Genomic DNA, 25,478 nt, shown 5'->3' on the forward strand with positions numbered 1-25,478 from the left:
ATGATAAAAAAATTGATGCAGCACGTAAAAGGGACCCGCAAGCTGTTCGCAGCAAGTGTTCTGACCGGGACGGTCGGCGGGCTCCTGCTGATTGGCCAGGCCATCTATTTAGCCAGGATCGTGGACGGGGCATTTCTCGGCGGACGAAGCCTAGCTTCGTTATGGACGGACCTTATCGTCATGCTGGTCATTATTGCAGCCAGGTCGGCGCTTCACGCAGCCGGTGAATATGCTTCCGCACATATGGCGCAGCGTATCAAAAGCGATTTGCGCCTTAGGCTGATCCGCAAGCTGTCGGAGCTAGGCCCCCATTACGCGAGGGGAGAGCGGAGCGGGGAGCTGATCAGTACGGTGTACGAAGGCGTTGAGCAGCTGGAGAGCTATCTGGCCAAATATTTGCCTCAAATTGCGCTCTCCGCATTCATTCCTGCGGCTGTATTCGTGATTGTCGCCGGAGAGGATTGGATATCGGCCGCCGTATTTGCGATTACGCTTCCGCTGCTCGTATTTCTAATGATTTTGATCGGAAAAGCGGCGAAGGACAAGACGGACAAACAGTTTCACCTGCTCGGCCGGTTGGGCGGGCATTTCCACGAGATGCTCCGGGGCTTGCCTACGCTCAAAATGTTCAACCGTAGCCGGGCACAGATCGGGATCGTCGCGCAGATAAGCGAAGAGTACCGCCGCTCGACGATGGGCACGCTGCGGCTTGCTTTTTTGTCTGCTCTTGTTATGGAGCTGTTCGCAGCGCTCAGCACGGCGATCGTAGCCGTATTTCTCGGCTTGCGCTTGATTGAGGGAGATATTGGCTTTGAAGCGGCTTTTCTGGTGCTGTTGCTCGCTCCGGAGTTTTATACGCCGATCCGGACGCTCGGTACGCAGTTTCATGCGGGGATGAACGGAGTGACGGCTGCCGAACGCATATTCGATATTTTGCAAACCGAGCCTGCGGGTTGGACAGAGAAGGAGACGGGCCTGCGGCTGCCCACAAGACGCGAAGGGTACCGGATTACGTTCGACAACGTCAGCGTCCGTTATCCCGGAACCGACATTGCGGCGTTGTCCGGCTTGTCGCTGACGATCGAGCCGGGCGAGCGTGTTGCGGTAGTGGGACCGACCGGTGCGGGCAAAAGCACGCTAGTCGATTTGCTGCAAGGCTTCATCAAGCCGACGGAAGGGTTTATTTATATTGACGGCATCGAGATGTCGCAAATTTCCATCGCCTGGTGGCGAGAGCAGCTGTCGGTGCTGGAGCAGCGGGTGCATTTGTTCCACGGGACAATCAGCGACAATATTCGATTGAGCCGGCCGGAGGCTACCGATGCGGAGCTGGTTGCCGCTTGTCAGGCGGCCCAGGCAGACGTCTTTATCCAATCGCTGCCGAACGGCTATAACACCAGGATAGGGGAAGCGGTAAGGTTGTCGGGCGGGCAGGCGCAGCGGGTCGCTATGGCTCGGGCCCTGCTCCGGGATTGTCCGGTATTGCTGCTGGATGAGCCGACGAACGGACTGGATCTTGCGAATGAGGCTGCCGTAACCTACGCGATGGAGCCGCTGCTGCAAGGCCGTATGTCGATCACCGTGTCGCACCGGCTGGATACGATTCGCGCTGCCGACCGGATCGTTGTGCTTGCGGAAGGAAAGCTCGTTGAAGCGGGCATGACCGAAGAACTGCTCGCTGCAGGCGGGCTCTATGCCCGGATGCTTCAGGCGGCTCATCCGGAACGGACGGCGGATGAGCGGATCGCGGGGAAGGAGGAGCCGCTTTTCGCACATCCTGCCCTTGAAGCACCGGCCGGTCCGGCGGTGCATCCTCCTTCCGCTGGTGCGGCTGACGGGCCTTCGTCAAACGAGAGGCCGGCCGCAGGCAGTTGGCGGACGTTCGTCCGTCTGCTGCAGTTTATCCGACCATACAAGTGGCGGGCGATGCTGGCCGTGCTGCTCGGCATCATGACCGTGACGATGAACGTAGGCCTGATGGGCACGTCCGGCTATTTGATCGCGAAAGCGGCGCTGCGTCCGGAGACGGTGCTGCTGCTGTACGTCCCTATTGTGGGGGTGCGATTTTTCGGCATCGCGCGGGGGGTATCCCGTTATGTAGAGAGACTTGTTTCGCATGACGTAACCTTCCGTATTCTAAAAAGTGTGCGCGTCTGGCTCTATGAGCGGTTGGAGCCAAGAGGGATGCGGCTGTTCGAGAGCAGGCGCATCGGCGATGTGCTGGGCTCGGTGATCAGCGATGTGGAGCAGCTGCAAAACTTGTATTTGCGTGTCATTGCGCCGCCGCTCGTTGCCGTATTCACGATGCTGCTGGGCTTTGCGTTTTTGGCTAATGTACAGCTTCAGTTTGGTCTACTGCTTGTCGGCATGATGGTGATGGCCGGACTTGTCGTCCCGTGGCTCAGTCATCGGCTCGGGCAAAGAAGCGGAGCAGGCCTTGTGCAGTCGCGTTCGGTAATGTATGATGAAACGTCCGATCTCGTAACCGGACTGCCGGTGTTGGCCGTTTACGGTCAGCTTGGCGAGAGGGAAGCGCGCATGGCGGAGACTCAGCGTCGTCAGGATTCGTTCCAGAAGACGCAGTACCGGCTCGCCGCCTGTACGGGAGGGGCGATGACCGGATTGTCTCATCTGACGATGTGGCTCGTGCTGGTGGCGGCTGTTTCGTTTACCGCAGCGGGTCGAATCGACAGCGTGCTCATTCCGGCGCTTGTGCTGGTCACACTTGCCTGCTTTGAAGCCGTGATGCCCTTGCCTCTGTCGTTTCAGCAAGTTGGCCAGACTTTATATGCTGGCGACCGACTGTTCCGGCTTGCGGACGAGGAAGCGGCGCCGGCAGTGCAGACCGCGCAGGCGTCCCAAGCAGCCGGCGTTCGGTCAACATCGGACCCGGCTCCTTGGCAGGTGACGGTGAGCAGCTTGTCGTTCCGCTACGGACCGGATGAGCCTTACGTCCTGCGCAACCTCTCTCTGTCGCTCGAACAAGGCAGACGCGTTGCCATTGTAGGAGAGAGCGGCGCTGGCAAAAGCACGCTGCTGCATGCGCTGTTGAAGCTGCGTCTGTATGAGGAAGGCTCCATCGCCATCAATGGGACGGATCTGCGTGCGATGGACGAAGAGAAGGTTCGCGATCAGTTCTCCGTTGTCTCACAGCGGGTTCAACTGTTTAACGCAACAGTGGCGGACAATTTGCGGCTTGGCCGTTCCGATGCGACTATGGCGGAACTACAGGAAGCTTGCCGTATCGCAAGAATCGAGGAGACGATCCAGCAGCTGCCGGACGGCTATCATACGATCATTGGCGAATGGGGAGCCAAGCTGTCGGGCGGTGAATGTCAACGGCTGGCGCTTGCGAGGGCGCTAGTTCGCCGGACGCCCGCAATATTGTTCGATGAGCCATCAACCGGACTCGATCCGCTGACCGAGCAGGCATTCACTGTGAATCTGGAACCGCTGCTTGAGGGTAAAGCGGTGCTATGGATTACGCACAAATTGTCTGGTCTGGAGAAGATGGATGAGATTATCGTTCTTCATAACGGAACCGTATATGAGAGAGGGACGCACGATGAGCTGCTGGCGCTCGGAGGGATGTATCGGAAGCTTTGGGAATTCCAAAATAGAGACCGGAGCCTGTTTGCCGACATCACATAGAACATAGGTAGTTCCTTGATAACGAATGCATCTGAGATTGGTATGACAATCGCAATTAAACAGGAAGTAAGAACGCACAGCCCGATCCGTTGGTTCGGGGGAGGAGGTTCAGTGACTTGTGCCAAGCCGAGAAGCAAGGTCGAAATATTCAATGATCTGGACAATGAACTACTTCATTTCCTTTGGACCCTTCGCAATAACAAGCAGGAACTAATGGCAGCGCTGGCATCGATGCCTACAAGCCGAAGCTTGTTTCATCAGATTCTCAACTCGCCTACGCCTTCAGACCCGGTGGAGAGGGCCGCATACTGGTTTTATCTGCTGCGACAGCGGATTATTCCGACCAACGGAGCGCCAAGCGGATTTCGGTACGGTAAAATCAAGAACAGCGCGCAAGATTTCCAGAACGCGGTGGCCCGGCTGGATTCCTTCGAAAAAAGAAGCCACCGTGCTGCTGGAATGTCTTGATTTTCGTGACGTCATTTCTAAATATGACTCAAGAGAAAGTTTGTTCCTGATTGATCCACCTTATTGGGGCAAAGAAAAGCACTATTTTGGCGGTTTTTCGAAGTTTGATCACATGGAACTAGCTCAGATGCTCCATAAGATTCAAGGAAAATGTCTCGTGACGTACTACGGCGACCCGTTTTTTCTTGGACTTGTACAGTGACTTTCATGTTCGAACGGTGAGCAGCCGGGTGGGCGCCGTCGTTAAGGCTGAGCTCGGCCAGGAATGCCGCAAGGAAACAGAATTTTTCTTTATGAACTATGATCCGGATTCCCTTACGTAAAAGGATTTATATTCTTAAGCAGGAATGGGTTTCCATTCCTGCTTTTTTATTACGTCAAGATAGTTTTTTTAGATTTTTAAGGTGTGAAATATTGCACAAAGTAAGCTTTATATGCCCTCGGAAGAGTGTAGCAGACACTCGCCCGAGTTGAAAATAATGGGTATGTAACAAGCTTAACACCGCACTTTCTATGGTATTTGACTTACTAATTTATACCATATTAACGCGGTGTCGTGATAAAATTGTTGAGCAAATAGAAGACTGTCGAGGAGTTTCTCGACAGTCTGAACGAAGGCCTACATTCGGAGAATTAAGGCCTTCGTTTTTTATATTCTGCATATTTCACGCGGGCAAGCCGGGTAGGACGGGCATTGGCAAATGGCTTTCAGCTCGTTGAGTGTTTTTACGATGATGAACCCGCCGTCCATATCGATGATGTCGTGCGCCTTCAAATCGGCAAGCATCCGATTGACGCTTTCCCTCGTAGCGCCGATGAAATCGCCAAGCTCCGTATTCGTCAGCTTCATGGCCAGCTTAATGCCGTCCTTGGTGGCAACTCCGCAGGTGTTGCATAACCGGATGAGCGTCGAAGCCAGTGCGCCTGGCTTGCCGAACAGCAGCAGGTCGCGGAATTTGGATTGGGTTGTGCGATGCTGCAGCGCCATCCATTTCGTGAAAGCCACCGCAAAGTCGCCGTGCCGATGCAGCAATATTTCCAGGTCTTTCTCTTGAATGACGCCGAACTCTGCATCTTCGATCACTTCGGCGCTGTACCCGTACACACCGCTGCCGGTCATATCCAGCTCGCCGATCAGATCCCCTTGACGCTGAATCGACAAATTAATCGTTTTCCCTTCCTCGGTCGTCTTCGTCAACTTCACGCGTCCCGAGCGTACATAATACAGCTTGCCGGTTTCATCGCCTTCCCAGAACAGATGGGAATGAGCTTCCGCTTTTTTCGGATACATCAGACCTTCCAATTGCTTTCTATGCTCCGCAGTAAAGAACGCATCCGCCCCCCATTGCTGCAATTCGCTGCAACCTCTGGCAGCGCAACCTTGCTTTTCTATCATTGTCGACATCATATTGCCGTCCCCTCTCGTTCATTCCTTGCCTTTATCATACCTCTCTGAGGCGATGTCTCCCATCGGGAGATCCCCTGAATTTTCAAGAGGAACTCACCTATTTATTTGTGAGGAAAATCACTCCCGGACGTCAGGGAATTCATCGCGAGCCCAGTTAAATCACACCTTAAACAAAAAGGGAATTCCCTTAGCGATTTCTCATGGTATTCCCCGAATGAATTTTAGATGGTTTCAAGTTACAATAGGAAGAAGAATAGGATCGGCTGACTACGCTCGTGAAGGAGGTGAGACGGATGGACAGCTTCGATTCCAGACTGGCAAGCGAGCTGCAGCGGCTTCGCGATGAAACCGGGAGCGATCTTGTCGCTTTCGCCGTGCCGGTTTCGCAACTGTCGCAGTGGCGATGGGTACGGGTTATCGGAGCAGAGAGCGAGCGGATATTACGGCTTGCCGTTCAAACGGGCCGGGGCATTGCCGGCGCCGCGCTCCGAACGGGACGAACAATCGTGCTTGACCGGCACAAGAATGCCAACGATCTGCGGAAAGAAGATGCTTCGCTGCTGTTAGCGGAACGGTTGTCCTCCGTCGCTGCCGCTCCGGTTATATATGATGGAAATGCGGTTGGTCTTATATTGATCGGTTCCCGTTCCGAGAAGGACTACGACAACGCGGCTGTCCAATTGTTGGGGGACACATCTTCCAGGCTCGCGGCCGTAGGAACCATTAACCGATAATCATGAAGGAATCTCCATAGTGAGGTTCCTTTTCTTTTGTGATAAAATGGTAGTAACACGTAAGTTAGCGGGAGTTGGTGTTCTCATGAAACTGATCATTGTAGACGACCACGCAGTCGTACGTTCTGGCTTAGCCTCGTTATTGAACGGTAAACACGGCATCGAGGTCATCGGAGAAGCGGCGGACGGCGACGAAGGAATAGCGAAAGCTCTGGAGCTGAGGCCCGATGTCGTGCTGATGGATTTAAGCATGCCTCACGGCAAGGACGGGATGGCCGCCACAGCTGAGCTAAAACAGCAGGCTCCCGATATCGCGGTACTCATTCTTACTATGCATGATGACGACGAATATTTGTTCCGAGCCATCCATGCCGGGGCCGCGGGTTACATCCTGAAGAGTGCCCCGCATGATGAACTGGTGTCGGCTATTCAATCCGTTGCAAGCGGCAATGCGTATTTATACCCGACAGCTACCAAACGGCTGATGAAGGAATATTTGGATCGACAAAACAAAGGCGAAAACACCGGCACCTTCGAGAAATTATCCGACCGGGAGAAGGAAATATTGAGCTGGACGGCAAAAGGCTACTCCAACAAAGAAATAGCCGAACATCTGATTCTCAGCGTCAAAACAGTCGAAACCCATAAAGCGAATCTTATGGAAAAGCTCGGCCTTAAGACGCGTCCGGATCTTATCAAATATGCCGTTAAGAAAGGACTGTTAACCTTTGAGTGACGAATCCAAACCATTTGAAGCACCCGAAATCATTGGCGAGAACGTAGTATCGCTGCTGACGCAGCTTGAAGAAGAAGCGATCGAAGCACAGCTGAGGGATGAATTGAAGCATTCGTTGAGACAGCTTGCGAACGTCAAATTCGCCCTGGACGAATCCTCGATTGTAGCACTGACTGACCGCAGAGGAATCATCCTATATGTAAACGATAAATTTTGCGAAATATCCCGGTATAAGCGGGAGGAGCTCCTCGGGCAAGACCATCGGATCATTAATTCGGGATATCATGATAAAAGCTTCATGCAGAACTTATGGAGAACGATCGGCTCGGGGAACGTATGGCGGGGCGATATCAAGAATCGCGCAAAGGACGGATCCCATTACTGGGTTCATACGACCATTGTGCCGTTATTGGACGAAAATGGGAAGCCCTATCAATTTTTGGCCATTCGTAACGATGTGACCCGCATGAAGGAGGTCGAAGAAGACCTTCAGCAGGTGCTGGCCGATATGATGCAAATCCAGGAGGAAGAGCGACGCCGTTTCTCGCGTGAATTGCACGACGGCATCGGGCAAAGCTTATTCTCACTGCTGATTCAGGTCGATCGGATCTTAAGCGACGAGCCAAGATCGGATTTGCAGCAGCTTCGCGGCAGCATATCAGGTATTATTGAAGAAGTACGAGGTCTCGCTTGGGAGCTGCGGCCTTCCGTCCTCGACGATTTGGGAGTCGTTCCTGCCATTCGCACCTATCTGGATAATTACTCGGAGCATTATGGAATCGACATCAGCTTCGAGAATGAGCTGCGCGGCCGCCTCGACATTCAGGCAGAAACCGTGATCTATCGGACCATTCAAGAGGCTTTGACCAACGTCATGAAATACTCCCTGGTGAACGAGGCTTTTGTCCGGATCTGTGAAAAAGAAGATATGGTCGAGGTGCAGGTAGAGGATCGCGGCCGAGGCTTCTCCCGCGAGAGCATGGGCAAAGGCGTCGGATTGTTCAGTATGGAGGAAAGAGCCAAGTCCGTCGGAGGACAGCTCAAGGTCGATTCCGCACCGAAGAAGGGAACTGTCGTAACGCTTAAAATTCCTAGAAAAAAGCCATGAAACCCTTCTAAAATTTTATTGCTTTACTTTGATTTCTTCCGCTAGTCTTTGCTCTATATAAAGCGACGTCAGCCTGCTCAAGAAGCATTATTGGATCATCAGCCTCCTTCGGAGTAACGGTAGAACATCCAATACTTATGGTTACAACGTCTATTGTCCTAGAACTCTGATGAGGAATGGCAAGCTGCTGTACGCTGTTCAAAAGCTTTTCTGCAATTGCTATTGAAGCATCGCTCCCTGTGCCGGGTAAAATGATCGCGAATTCCTCGCCGCCGTATCTTGCAAGGAATCCTTCCGTTAATGTATTACGGAGAGCAGTTGCGACGGTATGAAGGCATTCATCCCCCATGGGGTGACCGTAGGTATCATTGTATTCTTTGAAGTGATCAATATCGATCATTAATAGCGATAGCGGTTTATTGATGCGTCGAGCAGTTTCCCATTCATTTCTCAGAGTTTCGTTAAAATATCTTCGATTCGGATTTTCGGTCAAAGCATCGTGTGTGGCCAACTGTTCTAATTTTGTATTCATCGTCTTTAGCTTGGTTTCATGCATCATTCTGTCGGTAATATCGGAGAAAATAGACGCATAATGGCTGACTTTCCCGGACTTATCTCGTAAGGCGAAGATATTTTGCCATTCAATTAACTGCTCGCCCGACTTCCTTTTATTCCATATTTCTCCCTGCCATTGATCGGTTCTATGAATCGTGTCCCACATTTCCTTATAAAAATCCGCACTGTGCAGGCCTGATTGCAATATTTTAGGGTTCATTCCATACACGTCTTTCAGCGTGTAGCCGGTTGTTGAAGTAAAAGGCTGATTCACATAAATGATGCAGTTATTGCTATCCGTGACGATGATCCCGTTCAAAGTTTGTTCAGCTAGCTTGTAGAATAACTCTAATTCTACCGGTCTATTTATCATAAACTCTTAACCCCCAGTTACACTAGTCCTATTATTCCAATATATTATATATTATCATTCGACCTTTTCGCTGAATTTTTCCTTAAGAATCGCGAAAATAGCATGTCGCTCATGACATGCTGTTTTTTACGTTTGGTGTGATGGAGATCACATATATTGATGAGAAGATAGCGTTTAATAAAGGGAGCATAGAATATGAAAGGAGATACTCGAATGGAATTGTATGAATACATCGGAGGAGCATCGACAGTTCGAAACATAGTGGATGCGTTTTATCCGAAGGTCTAAAGCCGATTTTTCCGAATGATATAAATTCTCTTATTGAGAAACAGTATCAGTTTTTAACCCAATTTTTTGGCGGACCTGCTCTTTATACTGTTCAGCATGGCCATCCGATGATGAGGGCGAGGCATTTGCCCTTTCCGATCACGCCGCAAAGAGCGGAAGCATGGCTAGATTGTATGCAAAGAACACTGGATGAGGTGATACCGTCCGAAGAAATTCGCACCGTCATTCTCGAGAGATTGAAAGGTCCTGCTCATTTTTTCGTGAATACAGCGGATGTGGAAGCATAATTCCGAAGGTCGACCAGTGAACTCTGGCCGACCTGTTTTTTTTTCTTTATTTCCAAACGCTCTTACCATGCATTCGTAAGCCTTTCGGAAGCCGAAGAGATGGCTCGAACATGGGACGCGTGAAACGTTCGACTTTTCCTATTGACAACAAAATGATGAGCGCCGCGGCCAGGAGGAATGCGAGGGACATGTGCAGCGGCGTCTCCAAGCCTTGATAAAATCCCGAGGCGATGATTGTTTTTAGAAGCAGGCCGTGAAGCAGGAACACGTAAACCGTTCGTTTGCCCCAACCGGTCCAGCTTTTCAAAGTCCACGGAATCCAGCTTAGAAACGCTATGGAGACGACTGCCTGAACGCTGTATAGTGCGAGTCGGTACAAGCCGGAATACCATTGAGATACTCCCATCTCGAGATAAGTGGCGTTTCCGTACAGCCAAGGGGACGGAAGCCAGCTTCTGAAGATAGCGAGCGCCAAGAACCATAACGCGGCGAGAGCTGTGGAAAAGAGGCGCCATTTCCGCAACCGAACGAAAAGCTTACGGTCTATTCGGCAATAATATCCCGCCAGAAAGAACGGGAAATACACGAACGTCCGCGATAAACTGAGAATCGCCCCTGACCAAGGCATGTAACCGACGGCAATACCGAGCAATATTGCTGGCAGAAGAGGATGCTTTAATCGCAGGAACGGAACGAGCAGGATCCGCCAGCAAAAATGGCTGCAAAGAAACCATAACAGCGAGTATGGCATAAAGAACGAATAAACGACGTTAGGAGCGTGAAAGTAAGTGGTGTCTAGGAGAGAGTAAGCGGTCTGGAACAATACATATTGCCAAGCGATAATCGTTAGCACACGCAGACCGCGGTGCTCCAGCTTGAATTCTTTGGCTAGAAGTCCCATTGCAAACACGAACATCGGGATGTGAAAGGTATAAATTCCTTGATACAGCATATGTAATCCTACGCTTTTGCCGATTAAAGGTTCGATCGAATTGGCCACTACGACGAAACAGATCAGCACAAATTTTAAATTATTGACGAAAACCACTGAGGGTTTGTTCATATTCAACGCTCCAATCATTCAACTAGAAACTGCTGCACTGCTTCCAAATAATGATCCCTCTTCAATTTTTCATTGTACGCTTCCATCCTAATATCCAGTGTTAAATTTACCACAAACTATAGGTGGTCTATGTGATGTTTTTCACAACTGAACATTGTAATTAGTTATACAATGAAGTCAAGCAGGAGGAGGAAGACCGATGCTCAGCTTTATTCTAAAGTTGTAGTCCCGTACGATGGCTCCGAACTATCCGAAAAAGCACTTCGTACAGCAATCAAACTGGTTTCCGCCGACAAACGCATCGAGCTTCACGTACTTCATATCATAAAGCCGTTCAATACGCTCGAAATGCTTGAAAAAAATTATAAGGCCGCCTTTTATATGAGAGTCGAGCGTGCTATGTCGATGCTTCGAGAAGTCCTTATACGATCTTGGCAATCCGCTTTATGTTCGACTGAAAGAAGGAGATGCCGGCAAAGAAATCGTCAAATACAGCGAGGAAGCCGGCTGTGACCTGATTGTCATGGGCAGCAGGGGCCTAAGCGGCTTGAGAGAATGGTGGCTCGGCAGTGTCAGCCATCATGTAATGCAGCATACGAAGCGTTTGGTCTTAATCGTGAAATAGGAGGAGAGTCTTGTGGCATACAAACATATTTTGGTCGTTTATGACGGATCGGATTTGGCCAAATCGGCATTAGACCAAGCGGTGCGTATCGTCCGGGAACATCCGGTGACGAGATTGACCGTACTGCATGTATTCCATTTTCCAAACATTCTGGTTGGAGGAGTATTCTACACAGCCCTTTCAGGATTGGAAAATGAGTATTTGGATTACGCAGAAACTTTGATCGAGGATGCCCGAAAAGCGATTGAGGGACTACCATATGCAACTGTACAAATGCGAGAAGGGTTCCCTGTGGAAACAATACTGGAGGTTTCCGAAGAAGGGGGATGCGATCTGGTCATCATGGGCAGCAGGGGCCTAAGCGGCTTAAAGGAATTCATGCTCGGAAGCGTCAGCCATGCGGTAGTTCAGAAGGCAAAAATGCCTGTCATGATCATCAAAGGGACTGGAGCTATCATACAAAATAGAGGTGTGACGGTATGATCGACAAAGTGAACGGACATGCAGTGGATCGCGAACATGACGAAGCGGAACTGGAAACGTACGGAGTGGCCGTCTGTCAAAAGTGTGGAGCTGAGCTTCCGCTGATGGCGGAATGCTATCCGACCGTATGCGGCGAGTGTGGCGGCAATACGTTTTATCCGATCCAGCCGAAGCCGCGAAAGCCCGATAAGGCAGCGTTCTTGCCTTATGTCGGTGTTATTGATGACTACATTTTGTAGGAGGGGCTCTGTATGTCCTTAACCAAAGAACGGCATGTTCTCGAACTTGATAGCGTTGCCCGGTATACGCCATGGTGGCAATCCACGAAGAGATTGAAAGAGGAACACGATGCACTTACCGAACGATTGGACCATATGAAAGCTTTGGTGAAATCCGTATATGATGAGAAAGATCCTGCTCGGTCCAGAATCACATTGAAAATATTAAAACTGCGAGTGAATGATTTTATAAGTGCGCTAAAGGAGCACTCCGAATGGGAGGAAAGGGACGTATTTCCCGTTATCGATTTGTATTTCCGCCGATTGATGAAACCTTCCATCACGCCTTCCATTTGGGTGATGGAAAGGGATCATGAGCTCGCCGTTTTGTTTGTGAATTCCTTTGTTGACGCAGTAGATGCCCTACCCGAGAAAAGCACGTTGGAGCAAAACCGCCAGACTGCGGCTCACCTGATGCAAGCATGCCTGATCTTGTCGGAGCATTTCGAACTGGAGGAAGATTTAATTTATCCTCTTGCGGACGAAATGCTGACCGATATCGACTACTTTTATTCTTGATAAGGGGATGACGGAGATGAACTTTATTTTCCACAACAAGCAAATGGAAGTAACGGATGCTCTCAAGGAGTATGCAGAGCAAAAAATCAGACGAGTTGAAACGATTGCGCCAGTCGAAGAAGCGGTTGTGACGTTTATTGTGAACGGCCATAAGCACGATACGCACAAGGTGGAGGTGATCCTGCATCTGGAAGGCGGTTTGATAAGGGCAGAGGAACGTACGGGCGATATGTACGCTTCGGTGGACGAGGTTGCCGAGAAGCTGGAGCGAAAGCTGCGCAAACTGAAGGAGAAGCTTCGCAGACGAGTTCGCCGCGGCGGTTTGCCGGAGCTTGCTTTGGATCGATTGCCGGAAGAAGAAACGGAACCTTATGAGATCGTGCGAGTGAAACGGGTGGGCCTCAAGCCAGTCGATTTGGAGGAAGCGATTCTCGAAATGAATTTGCTGGACCATAACTTCCACGTTTTTATCAATAGCGTGACACGGTCCACTAATGTTGTATATAGGCGTATCGATGGCACGTATGGACTGATCACCTCTTGAGTGGCAGACGGCGGACCGGTTCCCGACAGGGGACCGGCCTGTTTATTATTTATTAGCTGCCAGCCAATCAGCAAGTGCATTTATATCCGGATTTTTTAATGTCCCCTTAAATGGCGGCATGGCACCTTTACCATTGCTGATTTGAGTGACGATTTGATCTCTGGAGAATCGGGAACCTAATTTTTGAAGATTGGGTCCGGCGCCACCGGAAAATCGGCTCCGTGACAAGCCATACAATTCTGCTTATAAAGCGCCTGGGCATTAGTGGTGGTTGCAGTACCCCCGGTTGTTCCTGTGGCTGCGCCCGGAGCGTTCGACCCTGAAGGGGCGGGTGATGGAGCATTACTAGCACAAGCCGTCGTCGATATCATTAGGGTGAAAAAAGTCATCGTAATCAACCACTTTTTCAAGGAATCCTCCCTAAGTGAATTGTATCTCCGATGTAATGTATCCTTAAATCGATTATTCATGCAAATGTAAAATAAGCTTTTTTACATGCGGCAAATATCAGTCGAACTGTTTTCACAATGGCAAATATCCTTTAAGTAATTCTGATCATTAACTATTAAATAGCTGTCGACGAAGTCGATCGTGTTGTGTTTTTTCATGTCCGACAGCATTCGATTGACGCTTTCCTGAGTCGCTCCGATCATATCGGCCAAATCCGTATTCGTCAGCTTCCTGGAGATGCGAACACCTGCCTCTTCCTGAACTCCATATGTGTTAACAAGCCTGATTATAATTCGAGCATAGCGCCCCAGTCTTCTCGAACATCATCAGATCTCGGAATTTCGTTTGCGTCATGCGGTGGACGAGACCCATCCACTTCATGAACTCAATGGCTAGTTCTCCGTGCTGCCAAAGCAGGATTTCCAAATCCCGCTGCTGAATGACCCCGACTATGCTATCCTCCACCACTTCTGCATTAAAGCCTTGCGTTAATGTGCGGAATGGATCGACCTGTCCGAATAAATCGCCTTCTTTGTACAAGTACAGAACGAAATGACGGCCGTCATCGGACGATTTCGTAATACGAAAACTGCCTTTTTTAATGTAGTACAACTTATCGGCCTTATCATACTCCCAGAACAAACGAGTACCATAGCTTATTTTCATCTCATACATAATGCCTGTTAGTTTTCTAAGGCTTTCGGCCGAGAAGCAACCCGTATTCCTTGGATCGTTATTCATTTGCGCTCCACTCTTATTCATATTGGATCTTATCCTTTCCTGCATGAATGGAACAGTCCCAGTATTGCTTTCTGACAATGACTTCTTCTAAGCGTAGCGAAAATAGTGTTGTCTTGTGGTGATTTTTATCACAGTCGTTAGTCCGGCCTTCAGGTCGGTTATCGTAAATCTTATTTAATTTGTTTATGGCTTTATGTGATTTTTATTCACAACCATGAACGGTTTCCGAGGTTAAAATCATGGCAAGAAGCGGAGATAACCAACGCTCAGCGTTTACTCTCAAGTTAGTTATTATCCTGTCACCGAAGAGCAGTCATCGTGACGGGTTGCACAGAGGGGACCTCAAAATAAGATGAGCTTGACGAAGGAGTGGTTTAACCATGAATGCGCCCGTTACCCAATCTGACCGAACTATTCAACCCACTCGGAAACATACGGATGTATATGTACTGGTATTAAATTGCGGAAGCAGTTCGGTGAAATACAAGCTTATTGAAATGCCCTCCGAGACAGTGCTCTTGCAGGGGAATGAAAAGCGGTATATGGACCAGCCTCTGAAAGAGATGATGGATGCCATTTTCGAGAAAATTAACTATCGGGTGGATATCGATGCACACCGCGTCGTTCATGGGGCTGATCTGTTCGATTCCTCCGTGCTTGTTTCAAATGAAGTGATGGAGCGGATCGAATCCATTTCCTACCTGGCGCCGCTTCATAATCCGATCAACCTCGAAGGCATTCATCTCGCACAGCAAAAGGTATGAGGGAGTGCCACAGGTGGCGGTTTTCGATACAAGCTTTCATCAGACAATGCCGCCCACATCTTTTCTTTATTCGATCCCTTATGAATACTATGAGAGACATAAGATCCGAAAGTATGGGTTTCATGGAACGAGCCACCGCTATGTAATGTCGCGAGCCGCGGAGTTGATGGGCAGACCGGCCGAAAATTTCCGGTTGATCAGCTGCCATATCGGGAACGGGGTCAGCGTCACGGCCATTCGCTATGGAGAATCCTACGATACATCCATGGGATTGACTCCACTCGCCGGAGTGACGATGGGCACTCGCAGCGGGAATCTGGATCCCGCCGTCATCCCTTATCTGGAACAGTTAGAAGGCCTTGAATCGGATGAAGTAATGCGCGTGTTGAATCATCACAGCGGTCTGCTCGGCATCTCCGGTGTCAGCAACGACATCCGCGATTTGTTGAAGCTTAGCAAAGAAGGCCATCATCGCTCCCAGCTGGCAATCGAATTATTCGTTTCGAAGCTGCATCAATATATCGGACTCTATATGGCGCGTCTCAACGGAACCGACGGGATCATCTTTACGGCTGGGGTGGGCGAGAATAGCCCGGAAATTCGGGAATTGATTTGTCAAGGACTGGAATATGCCGGCGTTTTTTTGGATGCGTACGCGAACTGGCTCGGGAAGGAAGACAGAATCATTTCCACGGCTTATTCGCCGGTCAAAGTGATGGTGATTCCCACGGATGAAGAAATCGTGATGGCGCGGGATGCATATCAAATTGTCATTACGGATCAAACCAGGTCTCTGGGTATATTGGAAACGGCGGGTTGATTGAACTAATCGTACGAGAACGGCTTGTCAGCGGTAATCGGGGGCTATTTTTTTACCGAGGGCACTGGATCCCAGGAGGGACCGGTGCTTCTTTATCTGGAACTGTGCTGTGATTTTTATCACACTGCTGGGCCGGTAGTCCGTGAGATTGATCACTGTGAAAACGGTCGACGTGATGTTTAATGAAGTCAGGAAGGAAAAAGTTTGAAAGAGGAGGTGAAACGCCATGATTACTTGCGATCGCTGCGGCCGCGTAAATGGGCGCGGGGCTAAAGGCGACAGCTGGATTTGTGGAGATTGCCGGATGAAGCCGATACCGGAAAGCCACGAAGAACGGGAACAATCGGAGTCCTCGGCGGAACACTCCATTACAAGAGATAGCCGGCCAGGGCCATGACGCCATTTATAGGTTATAGAAGGTAAATCGATCTCGGAAAGGAGGAATTGCTTATGCTAACGGGGGTTATTTTGGCCGGCGGAAAAGACCGAAGAATGCAGGGAAATCCGAAGGCGCTTCTGCCTTTTGGTCCAGAGAAGCTGATTCAGCGCCAGCTACGCCTAATGCAACCGGTTTGCAGCGAGCTTATCGTGGTAACGAATGATCCGAAGCCGTTTTTGCGACTACTAGAGCCGGAGATCAGAATCATAACGGATTTCGTACCGAATCAGGGGCCGCTTGGCGGTATGCATGCGGGACTAAGCTTAGCCAGAAATCGTGACGTTTGGCTTGTCGGAAACCATATGCCGTTTATCTCTTCCCAAGCCGCGGAGCTGCTGCAGGAGAGGAAACACGAAGGCTTTGACGCTGCGCTTCCATTGGTACAAGGAGGGATTTATCCGCTGCATGGAATTTACGACCGATCTTGCGCCGATCTCATATGGTCTCTGTTGCAAGGCGGGGAACCAACACTGAATCGGTTTCTAAAGGTGCTGTATTGGGGCGAGCTTCACGAAACCATCTTCCAAGAGAATGGTATTGGATCGGGCTTTATCGAAAGCTTCAGCAGGCAGGAGGAATATGAACGGCTGCTTCGGCAGTACGATGCTTCCTTCTGTGATTTAGAAAAGTTTGATTCAAGTGACATAAATCACCATGGGAGACTTTAGAGAGAGTTACACTGAGAGAGTAAATTTCGCCGCAGGGACGCACCCGGCGAGCGTTCAAGGAGGATGAGGAACGGTGGCGGGACAAGAAAGCAAATTATCGGAACGGAACCTGCCGCAGGAGGAAGTCAATCAGCTTGCGGCAAGGGCGAGGAAAGCGCACGATGCATATCTGAAGCTGGATCAGGAACAGATTGACAGGATTGTTCAAGCGATGGCGCTTGCCGGTCTTGACAAGCATATGCTGCTGGCCAAAATGGCCGTCGAAGAGACGGGGCGCGGCGTTTATGAAGACAAGATCACGAAAAACATTTTCGCGACGGAATACATTTATCACAGCATCAAACATGATAAGACGGTCGGCATCATTGAGGATAATCCGTACGAGCATGTTCAGAAGGTCGCCGAGCCGATCGGCATTATCGCCGGAGTAACCCCGGTTACGAATCCGACGTCGACGACGATGTTCAAGGCGCTGATTGCCGCCAAGACGCGGAACCCGATCATTTTCGCCTTCCACCCTTCCGCGCAGCGCTCTAGCGCCATGGCAGCACAGACACTGCTGGAGGCAGCTGTGAAGGAAGGGGCGCCGGCCCATTGCATCCAATGGATTGAGTACCCCTCCGTCGAAGCAACGCAGCTCTTGATGAATCACCCGGACGTGGCGCTCGTGCTCGCGACCGGCGGCTCGTCCATGGTGAAGGCCGCCTACAGCACCGGCAAGCCGGCACTCGGCGTCGGTCCCGGCAACGTCCCTTGCTTTATCGAAAAGACAGCCGATTTGCAGCAAGCTGTCACCGATCTCATTCTTTCTAAAACGTTCGACAACGGCATGATTTGCGCTTCCGAGCAAGCCGTCATTCTTGAAGAGCCGATTTACGAGAAGGCCAAGAAGCTGATGACCGAGCTTGGATGCTACTTCTTGAACGCGGAGGAAACAGCTGCTGTATCCAAGCTTGTCATTAATCCGGAAAAATGCGCGGTCAATGCGGTCATCGTCGGCCAGCCGGCTGTCAAAATCGCCGAAATGGCGGGAATTGAAGTTCCGGCTTCCACGAAGGTGCTGGTCGCTGAGCTGAAGGGCGTGGGTGAAGGGTATCCTCTTTCCGCGGAGAAGCTGAGTCCGGTACTCGCTTGTTATAAGGTGAAAACGCCCGAGCAGGGTATTGAACGTGCGGTTGAAATCGTCCAATTTGGCGGGATGGGCCACTCTTCGGTCATCCATTCCAAGAACCGCGCCGTCATCGACGCTTTCTCCGCCCGGCTCAAAACAGGCCGCATTATCGTCAATTCGCCTTCTACGCACGGAGCTATCGGCGACATCTACAATACGAATTTGCCGTCGCTCACGCTCGGCTGTGGGTCTTACGGCCATAATTCGACGACTGCGAACGTATCCGCCGTCAACCTGATCAATATTAAACGTGTCGCATACCGGACTGTGAACATGCAATGGTTCAAAGTGCCCCCAAAGGTGTATTTCGAGCGAGGTGCCACACAGTATCTCGAGAAAATGCCGGACATCTCGCGCGTCCTGGTCGTTACCGACCCGATGATGGTGAAGCTCGGCTATGTCGAGAAGCTTGAATATTACCTCCGAAAACGGCAGCATCCGGTTTCTATCGAAGTATTTTCCGAGGTGGAGCCGGATCCGTCCGTTGATACGGTACTGCGCGGTACGACGCTGATGGACTCGTTCCAGCCGGACTGCATCATCGCCTTAGGTGGAGGGTCCCCGATGGATGCGGCAAAAGCGATGTGGCTGTTCTACGAATATCCGGATACGAGCTTCGACTCGCTAAAGCAGAAGTTCCTAGATATCCGCAAGCGCGTCTACAAGTATCCGCGTCTTGGACGGAAAGCGAAATTCGTCGCGATTCCGACGACCTCGGGCACGGGCTCGGAAGTGACATCGTTCGCCGTTATTACGGATAAAGAGAAGGGGAACACGAAATATCCGTTAGCAGACTATGAGCTGACCCCCGACGTGGCGATCGTCGATCCTGAGTTCGTGTACAGCTTGCCGAAGACGGCCGTCGCCGACACGGGAATGGACGTGCTCACGCACGCGATTGAGGCTTACGTCTCCGTGATGGCCAACGACTATACGGATGGTCTTGCGCTACAGGCAATCCGGCTTGTATTCCAAAACATCGAGAAGTCGTATCATGAAGCCGATCCAGTCGCCCGGGAAAAAATGCACAATGCTTCGACGATTGCCGGCATGGCCTTCGCCAACGCGTTCCTCGGCATCAATCACAGCCTGGCGCACAAGTGGGGCGGACAATATCATACGGCACACGGACGGACGAACGCGATTTTGATGCCGCACGTCATCCGCTACAACGCGCAAAAGCCGACAAAATTCGCATCGTTCCCGAAATACGGCCATTTCATCGCGGATCAGCGATATGCAGAGATCGCCCGTATGCTCGGACTGCCGGCGAAGACTACGGAGGAGGGCGTGAACAGCCTGATCGCCGCGATTCGCAGGCTGAATCAGTCGCTTGGCATTCCGGAGAAGTTCGCCGACTTAGGCTTCGATTCGAAGGACTTCGAAGCGATGGTCGATTATTTGGCGGATCGTGCGTTTGAAGACCAGTGTACGACGGCGAACCCGCGTATGCCGCTTGTAACGGAGCTAGCCGATATTTACCGAAATGCGTTTTATAGAATATTCGAATAAATCGATTAACGGGATAGGAGGAAGTATGGTATGTCTTTAAAAGAAAAAGATATTCGTCAGGGAGTCCAGACACCTCAGGCTATGGCCGAGCCGACGGCTCCGGCGGGCTGGCGTGGATTCCGGGGAGGCAAATGGCAGCAGCTCATTGACGTCAAGGATTTTCTAGACCGCAATCTGATTTCGTACGAAGGCGACGATACCTTCCTGGCGGGTCCTACGGAGGCTACGGCCGCATTATGGCGGCAAGTCAGCGATCTGCTGAAGCGTGAGCGGGAGAACGGCGGCATTCTTGACGTTGACGTAAACACCTTGTCGACGATTACGTCCCATGGACCCGGTTATCTGAACCGCGATTTAGAGCAGGTCGTCGGGCTGCAGACGGATGCCCCGTTGAAGCGTTCCGTGCAGCCGTTTGGCGGCATCAAGATGGCGGCGGATGCGTGCAAAGCGTACGGCTTTCAACTACCGGACGAGATGCTCCGGCTGTTTACGGACATTCGCAAGACACATAACCAGGGAGTATTCGACGCTTATACGAGCGAGATGCGCAAGGCCCGCAAAGCAGGCATCATTACGGGGCTGCCGGATGCCTACGGCCGCGGCCGGATCATCGGCGATTACCGCAGGCTCGCACTATACGGCGCTGATCGCCTGACCGAGGATAAGAAAAAGGATTTACTGCAGCTGGAAGTCGACGAGATGACGGAGGATGCGATCCGCGCCCGTGAGGAATTGTCAGAGCAGCTGCGCGCGCTCGATGAACTGAAGCTGATGGCCGCCTCGTACGGCTTCGACGTATCGGAGCCGGCTCGGAATGCTCGCGAGGCGGTTCAGTGGGTGTACTTCGCTTATTTGGCGGCGATCAAGGAGCAAAACGGCGCCGCGATGAGCCTTGGCCGCGTCTCTTCGTTCCTGGACATTTATATCGAACGGGATATCGCGGAAGGAGCACTCAGCGAAGAGGAGGCGCAGGAGCTTGTCGACCATTTCGTCATGAAGCTGCGGCTCGTCAAATTTCTGCGTACCCCTGATTATAACGAGCTGTTCAGCGGCGACCCGACCTGGGTGACGGAGTCGATCGGCGGCATGGCGCTGAACGGTTCGACACGCGTAACCCGGACATCGTTCCGTTTCTTGCATACCTTGTACAATCTGGGCCCTGGTCCAGAACCGAACTTGACCGTTCTGTGGTCTAAGCAGCTTCCGGAATCGTTCAAGAAGTTTTGCGCCAAAGTATCGATCGAAACAAGCTCGATCCAATACGAGAATGACGATCTGATGCGGCCGTATTATGGCGACGACTACGGGATCGCCTGCTGCGTTTCGGCGATGCGAATCGGCAAGCAGATGCAGTTTTTCGGGGCACGGGCGAATTTGGCGAAGGCGCTACTCTATGCGATTAACGGCGGTGTCGACGAGAAGCTCGGTATCCAGGTCGGCCCGGCGACGGCTCCGATTACTGCCGAGACGCTGGAATATGACGATGTGATGAAGCGGTACAACGCCATGCTGGAGTGGCTCGCCAAGCTGTACATGAACACGCTTAATGTGATCCACTATATGCACGACAAATACTGCTACGAACGGATTGAGATGGCTTTGCACGACCGCGAGATTTTGCGTACGATGGCTTGCGGTATCGCCGGCTTGTCGGTCGTCGCCGACAGCTTGAGCGCAATCAAGTATGCGAAGGTGAAGTCGATTCGTAATGAGAATGGAGTCGCCGTTGATTTCGAAATCGAGGGCGAGTATCCGCAATACGGCAACAATGACGACCGGGTCGACCGGCTCGCCGTCGAGCTCGTCGAGACGTTCATGAATAAGCTGCGCAAACATAAGGCGTATAGAAACGCATTGCCGACGCTGTCGGTGCTGACCATTACGTCGAACGTCGTGTACGGTAAGAAAACCGGTTCGACGCCGGATGGGCGCAAAGCGGGAGAGCCGTTTGCACCAGGCGCGAATCCGATGCACGGCCGCGACCGCATGGGGGCTCTTGCCTCGCTCGCTTCCGTTGCGAAGCTGCCATACGAGCATAGCCTCGATGGCATCTCGAACACGTTCTCGATTGTGCCGAAGGCGCTCGGGCGCGAGACGGAACAGCGCATCGCAAATCTGGTCGCGCTGATGGACGTTTATTTTGCCAAAGGGGCTCACCATTTGAACGTTAACGTGTTTGACCGCGAACAGCTGCTGGACGCAATGGAGCACCCGGAGAACTATCCGCAGTTGACGATCCGGGTATCCGGCTATGCGGTCAATTTCATCAAGCTGACCCGCGAGCAGCAGCTTGACGTTATCAACAGGACGTTCCACGGCCAGATGTAGGGGATATCCCGTGCCTTAGGCGGTTCGGAGAGAAAAGGGGGAGACCGCATGATCGGACGCATACATTCCATGGAGACATTCGGCACCGTCGACGGCCCGGGCATCCGCTTCGTCCTTTTTATGCAAGGCTGCGCGCTGCAGTGCAAATTTTGCCATAACCCTGATACGTGGGAAACGAATACGGGCAGGCTTATGTCTGTCGATGAGGTAGCGGACGCAATCGAGCTTTACGTCGACTACTATCGGCGTTCCGGTGGAGGCCTAACGGTTACGGGGGGAGAACCGACGCTTCAGGCGCCTTTCGTCGAAGCTCTATTCAGCGAAGTAAAGCGGCGCTTCGGTCTCCATACGGCGCTCGATTCCTCGGGCTTTTGTGATCCTGACCACGCTATGGGATTGCTTGAAACGACGGATCTGGTGCTGCTGGATTTAAAACAGATGAATGACGCGAGACATACGTTGCTGACGAGCCAGCCTAATGGACGTATTCTGCGGTTTGCCGAACGGCTGTCTGAGCTGGGTAAGCCGATGTGGATCCGGCACGTGCTTATACCCGGTGTTACCGACGGATATGAGGATTTGCACGCTCTCGGTAAATTCATCGGAGGGCTGCAGGGCGTCGAGAAGCTGGAGTTACTGCCTTACCACCGCATGGGTGTGTATAAATGGCAGCAGCTCGGCAAATCGTACCTGCTCAACGGGGTGCCGGAGCCCAGCTATCGTGAGATGGAACGTGCCCGTTCTATCGTTGAAGCAGGCCGCGAAGCCGCGACAAGACGTTCGGTAGATGGTTCGGCCATTCAACAGGCATTAGAAGAATAAACCGGCGATTGAGACTGCCGTTTTATTTGTTGATATGAAGCAAGAAATCAAGGAGTCTTTATATGGAATGGGAAACCCGATTATTGTTGAAATTGTTGAAGGGCATCCGGCCGTAGAAGAGAATAGTAGAGTATGCTAAGAAACAAAACGGTGACTTGATCGTTAAGGGCAGCCGAGGGTTAAGGTGGACTAAAAGAAGCTTCTCTTGGTAGTGTTAGCTATAATGTGGTACACCATAATTATCAAGTAGTCTCCATTGAATGTAACAATGAGTGAATGGTGCACGGCTTGGTCGTTCTGGCGGTACTGGTCTTATTGCCGTTCTCTTCGGCGATTCCGTTAGCGAGCATGGCGCCAATCCTGATGGTGGTTACATGGACAGTGTACGCAAAGCGATTCAAGGCAATAAAACTAGGGTGTCCAGCGAATCTCCATTGATTGTGACACACAAGTGCAGCAGTTTGCAAGACTACTTGAATTATTTTGGCCAAAGCATTACAGGCTGCTTCTTTGGGTTACGCCTAAACAGAGAATTACCGGGCGTTACCACGAACTGCATAGGTCATGTATGACTTCTAAACAGCTTCTTCACATCTCGATGCTATATTAAAGATACGAAAGGAGTGGTTGATATGATGATGGGATATGGATATGGCTATGGAATGGGTTGGATCGGAATGCTGGTTCATCTGCTTTTTATTGTTGGGGTTATTTACTTAGTCATTAAATTGGTAGTTGGTAACGGCATCGGATCGCGAAGGGATGAAAAACAGGCAGAAAATATTCTTGCTGATCGCTTTGCACGTGGCGAAATTACGGAAGAAGAATATATGCGGATGAAGGATGTATTGCGCAAATAGCTTAATAAAAAATATAAAAGTGTGATTGATATGCAATGGTGATTTCAAGCCTTACTGCTGCTTGTATGTCTAATCATGATGCTTTTTGATGAGAGGTATGCACGGAGGACATAAGCACGGAATGAACTGTCATTAATAAAAATGGGTCACTGAAAGTAAAGGCAACTCGCGTAGGCAAAGAACCACGCTTGCGCAAATCATTAAAGTGGTCGAAGAAGCACAGGGCTCGAAAGCGCTGACGCATTGCAGCTTCGATCTCCGGCATCTTTGTTCCAATTGTGGTAGGCATTTCGGTGATTCCATTCTTTATTTGGTTTATCTTTGTTGCCCCCGGTGAGTTTGCTTCGGCTTTAGATAAAGCCATTGCGTTCTAGTCATCGCATGTCCTTTTGCTCTTGGTCTTGCCACACCGACATCCATCATGGCCTCGCTGAAGCTATTGCCGCGGTATGTGCCCATAGCTTCGAGGCATAGAGTAATGACGGATATAACGATTAGGATTAAATATGGAGCAAAAAGTGGTCGCTGGTATGGTCGGTTAAGCATTCGAGTTCCAAGTACTGCCATTATCAACAATCTTTTATTTTATCTTCACACCTGCCATGAAGATAATCCAACCGATCAAAAACATCCAAGGGTTCGTGCTCACAGTTCCGGCGAACAAGAACATGAGGTTCATTAGAAGTCCGAAGAATGCGGCCGCGGCAGTAAAACCCCCAAGAATCAAACCGAGACCTATCAGAAATTCTGGCAGGGCTACGTTGTTGACGAAAACGGTAAAGGTCGGATAAACGAGTTCGTTCGTCGCTTTGTCGATAATTGGCTTGGTGACTGCATTTTTTAGGAATCCACCGGAAAGCCGTCGGTAAATTTCTGCCAAGCTGCGGTAATCCATTTATATCCCAGATACAATCGAACGAAGAGCAAGAAGCCTGCGACATATTTATTTTCTCTAAGCCATTTTGCAACCATGAATATCATTCCCTAATTAAATTTTGGTGAAAACTTTCACAAAGTTTTCTGGAAGATTATGCATTACATAATCAAGATCGTTTTTATGATGGTTTTATGGTTCATTTTCCTTTCTATGTTTGCTACCTTTAAAACAATTCCGCAATACTACGGCCCATCGTACCAGCCCCAATGACACCTATTTTCTTAATATCCATAATATATTCACACTCCTCATAATCTCATTAAATCAGAAATGGCAGCATACGACTGTGACGCTATTCACATAAAACCAAATAAAACGTGATAAACCCGTGCACATGTTCATGCAGTGATTAATTTCACATCCTTATTTATGGTCTGCAACTATACTGAAAGGCATAGAGCAAGTTTGACAGGAGGTCAGCTATATGAAAGCAAACTCAAAATAAAAGCTGGTACTTATGGGTAACGGAATGGCAGGTATGAGTGTCATTGAACAGATCGTAAACTTGCCCCTCAGCGCTACGATATTACGGTGGTAGGTCAGGTGCCATATCCTTGCTATAACCGAATTCAATTATCTTATGTGCGTTGGCTGAGCGTGCAAAAGGCGCGCTCTTTTAATGTAACTCAACCTTATAGAGCCTGTTCAAAAAGCACCATTTCAATATTGAAAGCAGCAGTTTAGGGGGCTAAAAGCAACTCCAGAATTGGAAATGAAAGGTTGGTAGCTGTGATGAACAACCTTTAGCAGTACCCATTCAATTTCTCCCCCTAAATTTGGACAGACGTATCCCTTGTGCGGTGAATGGTTTTTTTCGGCTGCATGTTGGAAGAGCTTATCCTGCCA

25 protein-coding genes and 4 pseudogenes are annotated in these 25,478 nt (G+C 50.5%); 21 read left to right on the forward strand and 8 right to left on the reverse strand.

The window, feature by feature from the left end; translation table 11 throughout:
* Both cydD and O9H85_RS20620 read left to right on the forward strand, forming a co-directional pair.
* Window positions 1-3,651, forward strand: coding sequence for a thiol reductant ABC exporter subunit CydD (gene cydD, locus O9H85_RS20615; protein WP_269883298.1), 3,651 nt, complete (start codon window positions 1-3; stop codon window positions 3,649-3,651).
* A 111-nt stretch (window positions 3,652-3,762) separates the two neighbouring features.
* A complete protein-coding gene (locus tag O9H85_RS20620; RefSeq protein ID WP_269883299.1) occupies window positions 3,763-4,119 on the forward strand; it encodes a hypothetical protein in 357 nt (118 codons plus the stop codon).
* Window positions 4,120-4,768: 649 nt separating this feature from the next.
* Here O9H85_RS20620 and O9H85_RS20625 read toward each other — a convergent pair.
* Entirely contained in the window at window positions 4,769-5,527 is a 759-nt protein-coding gene (locus O9H85_RS20625; protein WP_269883300.1) for a Crp/Fnr family transcriptional regulator, read from the reverse strand.
* 293 nt (window positions 5,528-5,820) lie between these two features.
* On the opposite strand from O9H85_RS20625, the gene O9H85_RS20630 reads away from it, so the two are divergent.
* The 3 genes from O9H85_RS20630 (at window position 5,821) to O9H85_RS20640 (ending at window position 8,105) form a co-directional block, all read left to right on the forward strand.
* Entirely contained in the window at window positions 5,821-6,261 is a 441-nt protein-coding gene (locus O9H85_RS20630; protein WP_269883301.1) for a GAF domain-containing protein, read from the forward strand.
* 85 nt (window positions 6,262-6,346) lie between these two features.
* Window positions 6,347-6,997: a response regulator transcription factor gene (locus tag O9H85_RS20635; protein ID WP_269883302.1), complete on the forward strand. Its 651-nt coding sequence runs from the start codon at window positions 6,347-6,349 to the stop codon at window positions 6,995-6,997.
* Entirely contained in the window at window positions 6,990-8,105 is a 1,116-nt protein-coding gene (locus O9H85_RS20640) for a PAS domain-containing sensor histidine kinase (RefSeq protein ID WP_409348174.1), read from the forward strand. The genes O9H85_RS20635 and O9H85_RS20640 overlap by 8 nt, the downstream gene beginning before the upstream one ends.
* Window positions 8,106-8,112: 7 nt before the next feature.
* On the opposite strand, the gene O9H85_RS20645 is transcribed toward O9H85_RS20640, so the two are convergent.
* A complete protein-coding gene (locus O9H85_RS20645; protein ID WP_269883303.1) occupies window positions 8,113-9,033 on the reverse strand; it encodes a sensor domain-containing diguanylate cyclase in 921 nt (306 codons plus the stop codon).
* A gap of 195 nt (window positions 9,034-9,228) precedes the next feature.
* Here O9H85_RS20645 and O9H85_RS20650 point away from each other — a divergent pair.
* Window positions 9,229-9,608: pseudogene (locus O9H85_RS20650) on the forward strand (globin domain-containing protein).
* 46 nt (window positions 9,609-9,654) lie between these two features.
* Here O9H85_RS20650 and O9H85_RS20655 read toward each other — a convergent pair.
* Window positions 9,655-10,671, reverse strand: a complete 1,017-nt coding sequence (locus O9H85_RS20655; protein ID WP_269883304.1) for an acyltransferase family protein — start codon at window positions 10,669-10,671, stop codon at window positions 9,655-9,657.
* Window positions 10,672-10,842: 171 nt separating this feature from the next.
* On the opposite strand from O9H85_RS20655, the pseudogene O9H85_RS37825 reads away from it, so the two are divergent.
* From O9H85_RS37825 to hpf, 6 genes and pseudogenes are all read left to right on the forward strand, one after another.
* A pseudogene (locus O9H85_RS37825) lies at window positions 10,843-11,031 on the forward strand (universal stress protein); the annotation flags it as partial.
* 34 nt (window positions 11,032-11,065) lie between these two features.
* Window positions 11,066-11,296 carry a universal stress protein gene (locus O9H85_RS20660; protein WP_269883305.1) on the forward strand — a complete coding sequence of 77 codons (231 nt, stop codon included), beginning with the start codon at window positions 11,066-11,068 and terminating at the stop codon, window positions 11,294-11,296.
* Between the two features lie 12 nt (window positions 11,297-11,308).
* Entirely contained in the window at window positions 11,309-11,779 is a 471-nt protein-coding gene (locus O9H85_RS20665; protein WP_269883306.1) for a universal stress protein, read from the forward strand.
* The gene (locus tag O9H85_RS20670) at window positions 11,776-12,018 is read left to right on the forward strand and encodes a hypothetical protein (RefSeq protein ID WP_269883307.1); all 243 of its coding nucleotides are present in this window, start codon (window positions 11,776-11,778) and stop codon (window positions 12,016-12,018) included. The genes O9H85_RS20665 and O9H85_RS20670 overlap by 4 nt, the downstream gene beginning before the upstream one ends.
* A 12-nt stretch (window positions 12,019-12,030) precedes the next feature.
* Window positions 12,031-12,576, forward strand: coding sequence for a hemerythrin domain-containing protein (locus tag O9H85_RS20675; RefSeq protein WP_269883308.1), 546 nt, complete (start codon window positions 12,031-12,033; stop codon window positions 12,574-12,576).
* Window positions 12,577-12,592: 16 nt separating this feature from the next.
* A complete protein-coding gene (gene hpf / locus O9H85_RS20680; protein ID WP_269883309.1) occupies window positions 12,593-13,120 on the forward strand; it encodes a ribosome hibernation-promoting factor, HPF/YfiA family in 528 nt (175 codons plus the stop codon).
* Between the two features lie 45 nt (window positions 13,121-13,165).
* On the opposite strand, the gene O9H85_RS37830 is transcribed toward hpf, so the two are convergent.
* The 3 genes from O9H85_RS37830 to O9H85_RS20685 form a co-directional block, all read right to left on the reverse strand.
* Window positions 13,166-13,357, reverse strand: coding sequence for a c-type cytochrome (locus tag O9H85_RS37830; RefSeq protein ID WP_409348175.1), 192 nt, complete (start codon window positions 13,355-13,357; stop codon window positions 13,166-13,168).
* Window positions 13,358-13,611: 254 nt separating this feature from the next.
* Window positions 13,612-13,881, reverse strand: a complete 270-nt coding sequence (locus O9H85_RS37490) for a helix-turn-helix domain-containing protein (protein WP_333474237.1) — start codon at window positions 13,879-13,881, stop codon at window positions 13,612-13,614.
* Window positions 13,844-14,332, reverse strand: a complete 489-nt coding sequence (locus tag O9H85_RS20685) for a Crp/Fnr family transcriptional regulator (protein ID WP_333474233.1) — start codon at window positions 14,330-14,332, stop codon at window positions 13,844-13,846. The genes O9H85_RS37490 and O9H85_RS20685 overlap by 38 nt, the downstream gene beginning before the upstream one ends.
* 455 nt (window positions 14,333-14,787) lie before the next feature.
* On the opposite strand from O9H85_RS20685, the gene O9H85_RS37495 reads away from it, so the two are divergent.
* The 9 genes and pseudogenes from O9H85_RS37495 to O9H85_RS20725 all read left to right on the forward strand — a co-directional run.
* Window positions 14,788-15,075, forward strand: coding sequence for a hypothetical protein (locus O9H85_RS37495; RefSeq protein WP_333474234.1), 288 nt, complete (start codon window positions 14,788-14,790; stop codon window positions 15,073-15,075).
* Between the two features lie 13 nt (window positions 15,076-15,088).
* Window positions 15,089-15,895: an acetate/propionate family kinase gene (locus O9H85_RS20690; RefSeq protein WP_333474235.1), complete on the forward strand. Its 807-nt coding sequence runs from the start codon at window positions 15,089-15,091 to the stop codon at window positions 15,893-15,895.
* A gap of 226 nt (window positions 15,896-16,121) precedes the next feature.
* A complete protein-coding gene (locus O9H85_RS20695; protein ID WP_269883310.1) occupies window positions 16,122-16,292 on the forward strand; it encodes a hypothetical protein in 171 nt (56 codons plus the stop codon).
* A gap of 53 nt (window positions 16,293-16,345) precedes the next feature.
* Window positions 16,346-17,002 carry a molybdenum cofactor guanylyltransferase gene (gene mobA, locus O9H85_RS20700; RefSeq protein WP_269883311.1) on the forward strand — a complete coding sequence of 219 codons (657 nt, stop codon included), beginning with the start codon at window positions 16,346-16,348 and terminating at the stop codon, window positions 17,000-17,002.
* Between the two features lie 73 nt (window positions 17,003-17,075).
* Entirely contained in the window at window positions 17,076-19,685 is a 2,610-nt protein-coding gene (gene adhE, locus O9H85_RS20705; RefSeq protein WP_409348176.1) for a bifunctional acetaldehyde-CoA/alcohol dehydrogenase, read from the forward strand.
* Window positions 19,686-19,766: 81 nt separating this feature from the next.
* Window positions 19,767-22,013 carry a formate C-acetyltransferase gene (pflB, locus tag O9H85_RS20710; protein ID WP_269883328.1) on the forward strand — a complete coding sequence of 749 codons (2,247 nt, stop codon included), beginning with the start codon at window positions 19,767-19,769 and terminating at the stop codon, window positions 22,011-22,013.
* A 48-nt stretch (window positions 22,014-22,061) separates the two neighbouring features.
* Window positions 22,062-22,835, forward strand: coding sequence for a pyruvate formate-lyase-activating protein (pflA, locus tag O9H85_RS20715; protein WP_269883312.1), 774 nt, complete (start codon window positions 22,062-22,064; stop codon window positions 22,833-22,835).
* 632 nt (window positions 22,836-23,467) lie between these two features.
* Window positions 23,468-23,695: an SHOCT domain-containing protein gene (locus tag O9H85_RS20720; RefSeq protein WP_269883313.1), complete on the forward strand. Its 228-nt coding sequence runs from the start codon at window positions 23,468-23,470 to the stop codon at window positions 23,693-23,695.
* A 125-nt stretch (window positions 23,696-23,820) separates the two neighbouring features.
* Window positions 23,821-24,122 (forward strand): annotated as a pseudogene (locus O9H85_RS20725) (P-type ATPase); the annotation flags it as partial.
* A gap of 168 nt (window positions 24,123-24,290) precedes the next feature.
* Here O9H85_RS20725 and O9H85_RS20730 read toward each other — a convergent pair.
* A pseudogene (locus O9H85_RS20730) lies at window positions 24,291-24,667 on the reverse strand (Crp/Fnr family transcriptional regulator); the annotation flags it as partial.
* A 625-nt stretch (window positions 24,668-25,292) separates the two neighbouring features.
* Window positions 25,293-25,478, reverse strand: a 186-nt coding sequence (locus O9H85_RS20735; protein WP_269883329.1) for a hypothetical protein, incomplete at its 5' end; no start/stop codon positions are given.

Source organism: Paenibacillus gyeongsangnamensis, from assembly GCF_027533625.1.
Taxonomy (GTDB): domain Bacteria; phylum Bacillota; class Bacilli; order Paenibacillales; family NBRC-103111; genus Paenibacillus_G; species Paenibacillus_G gyeongsangnamensis.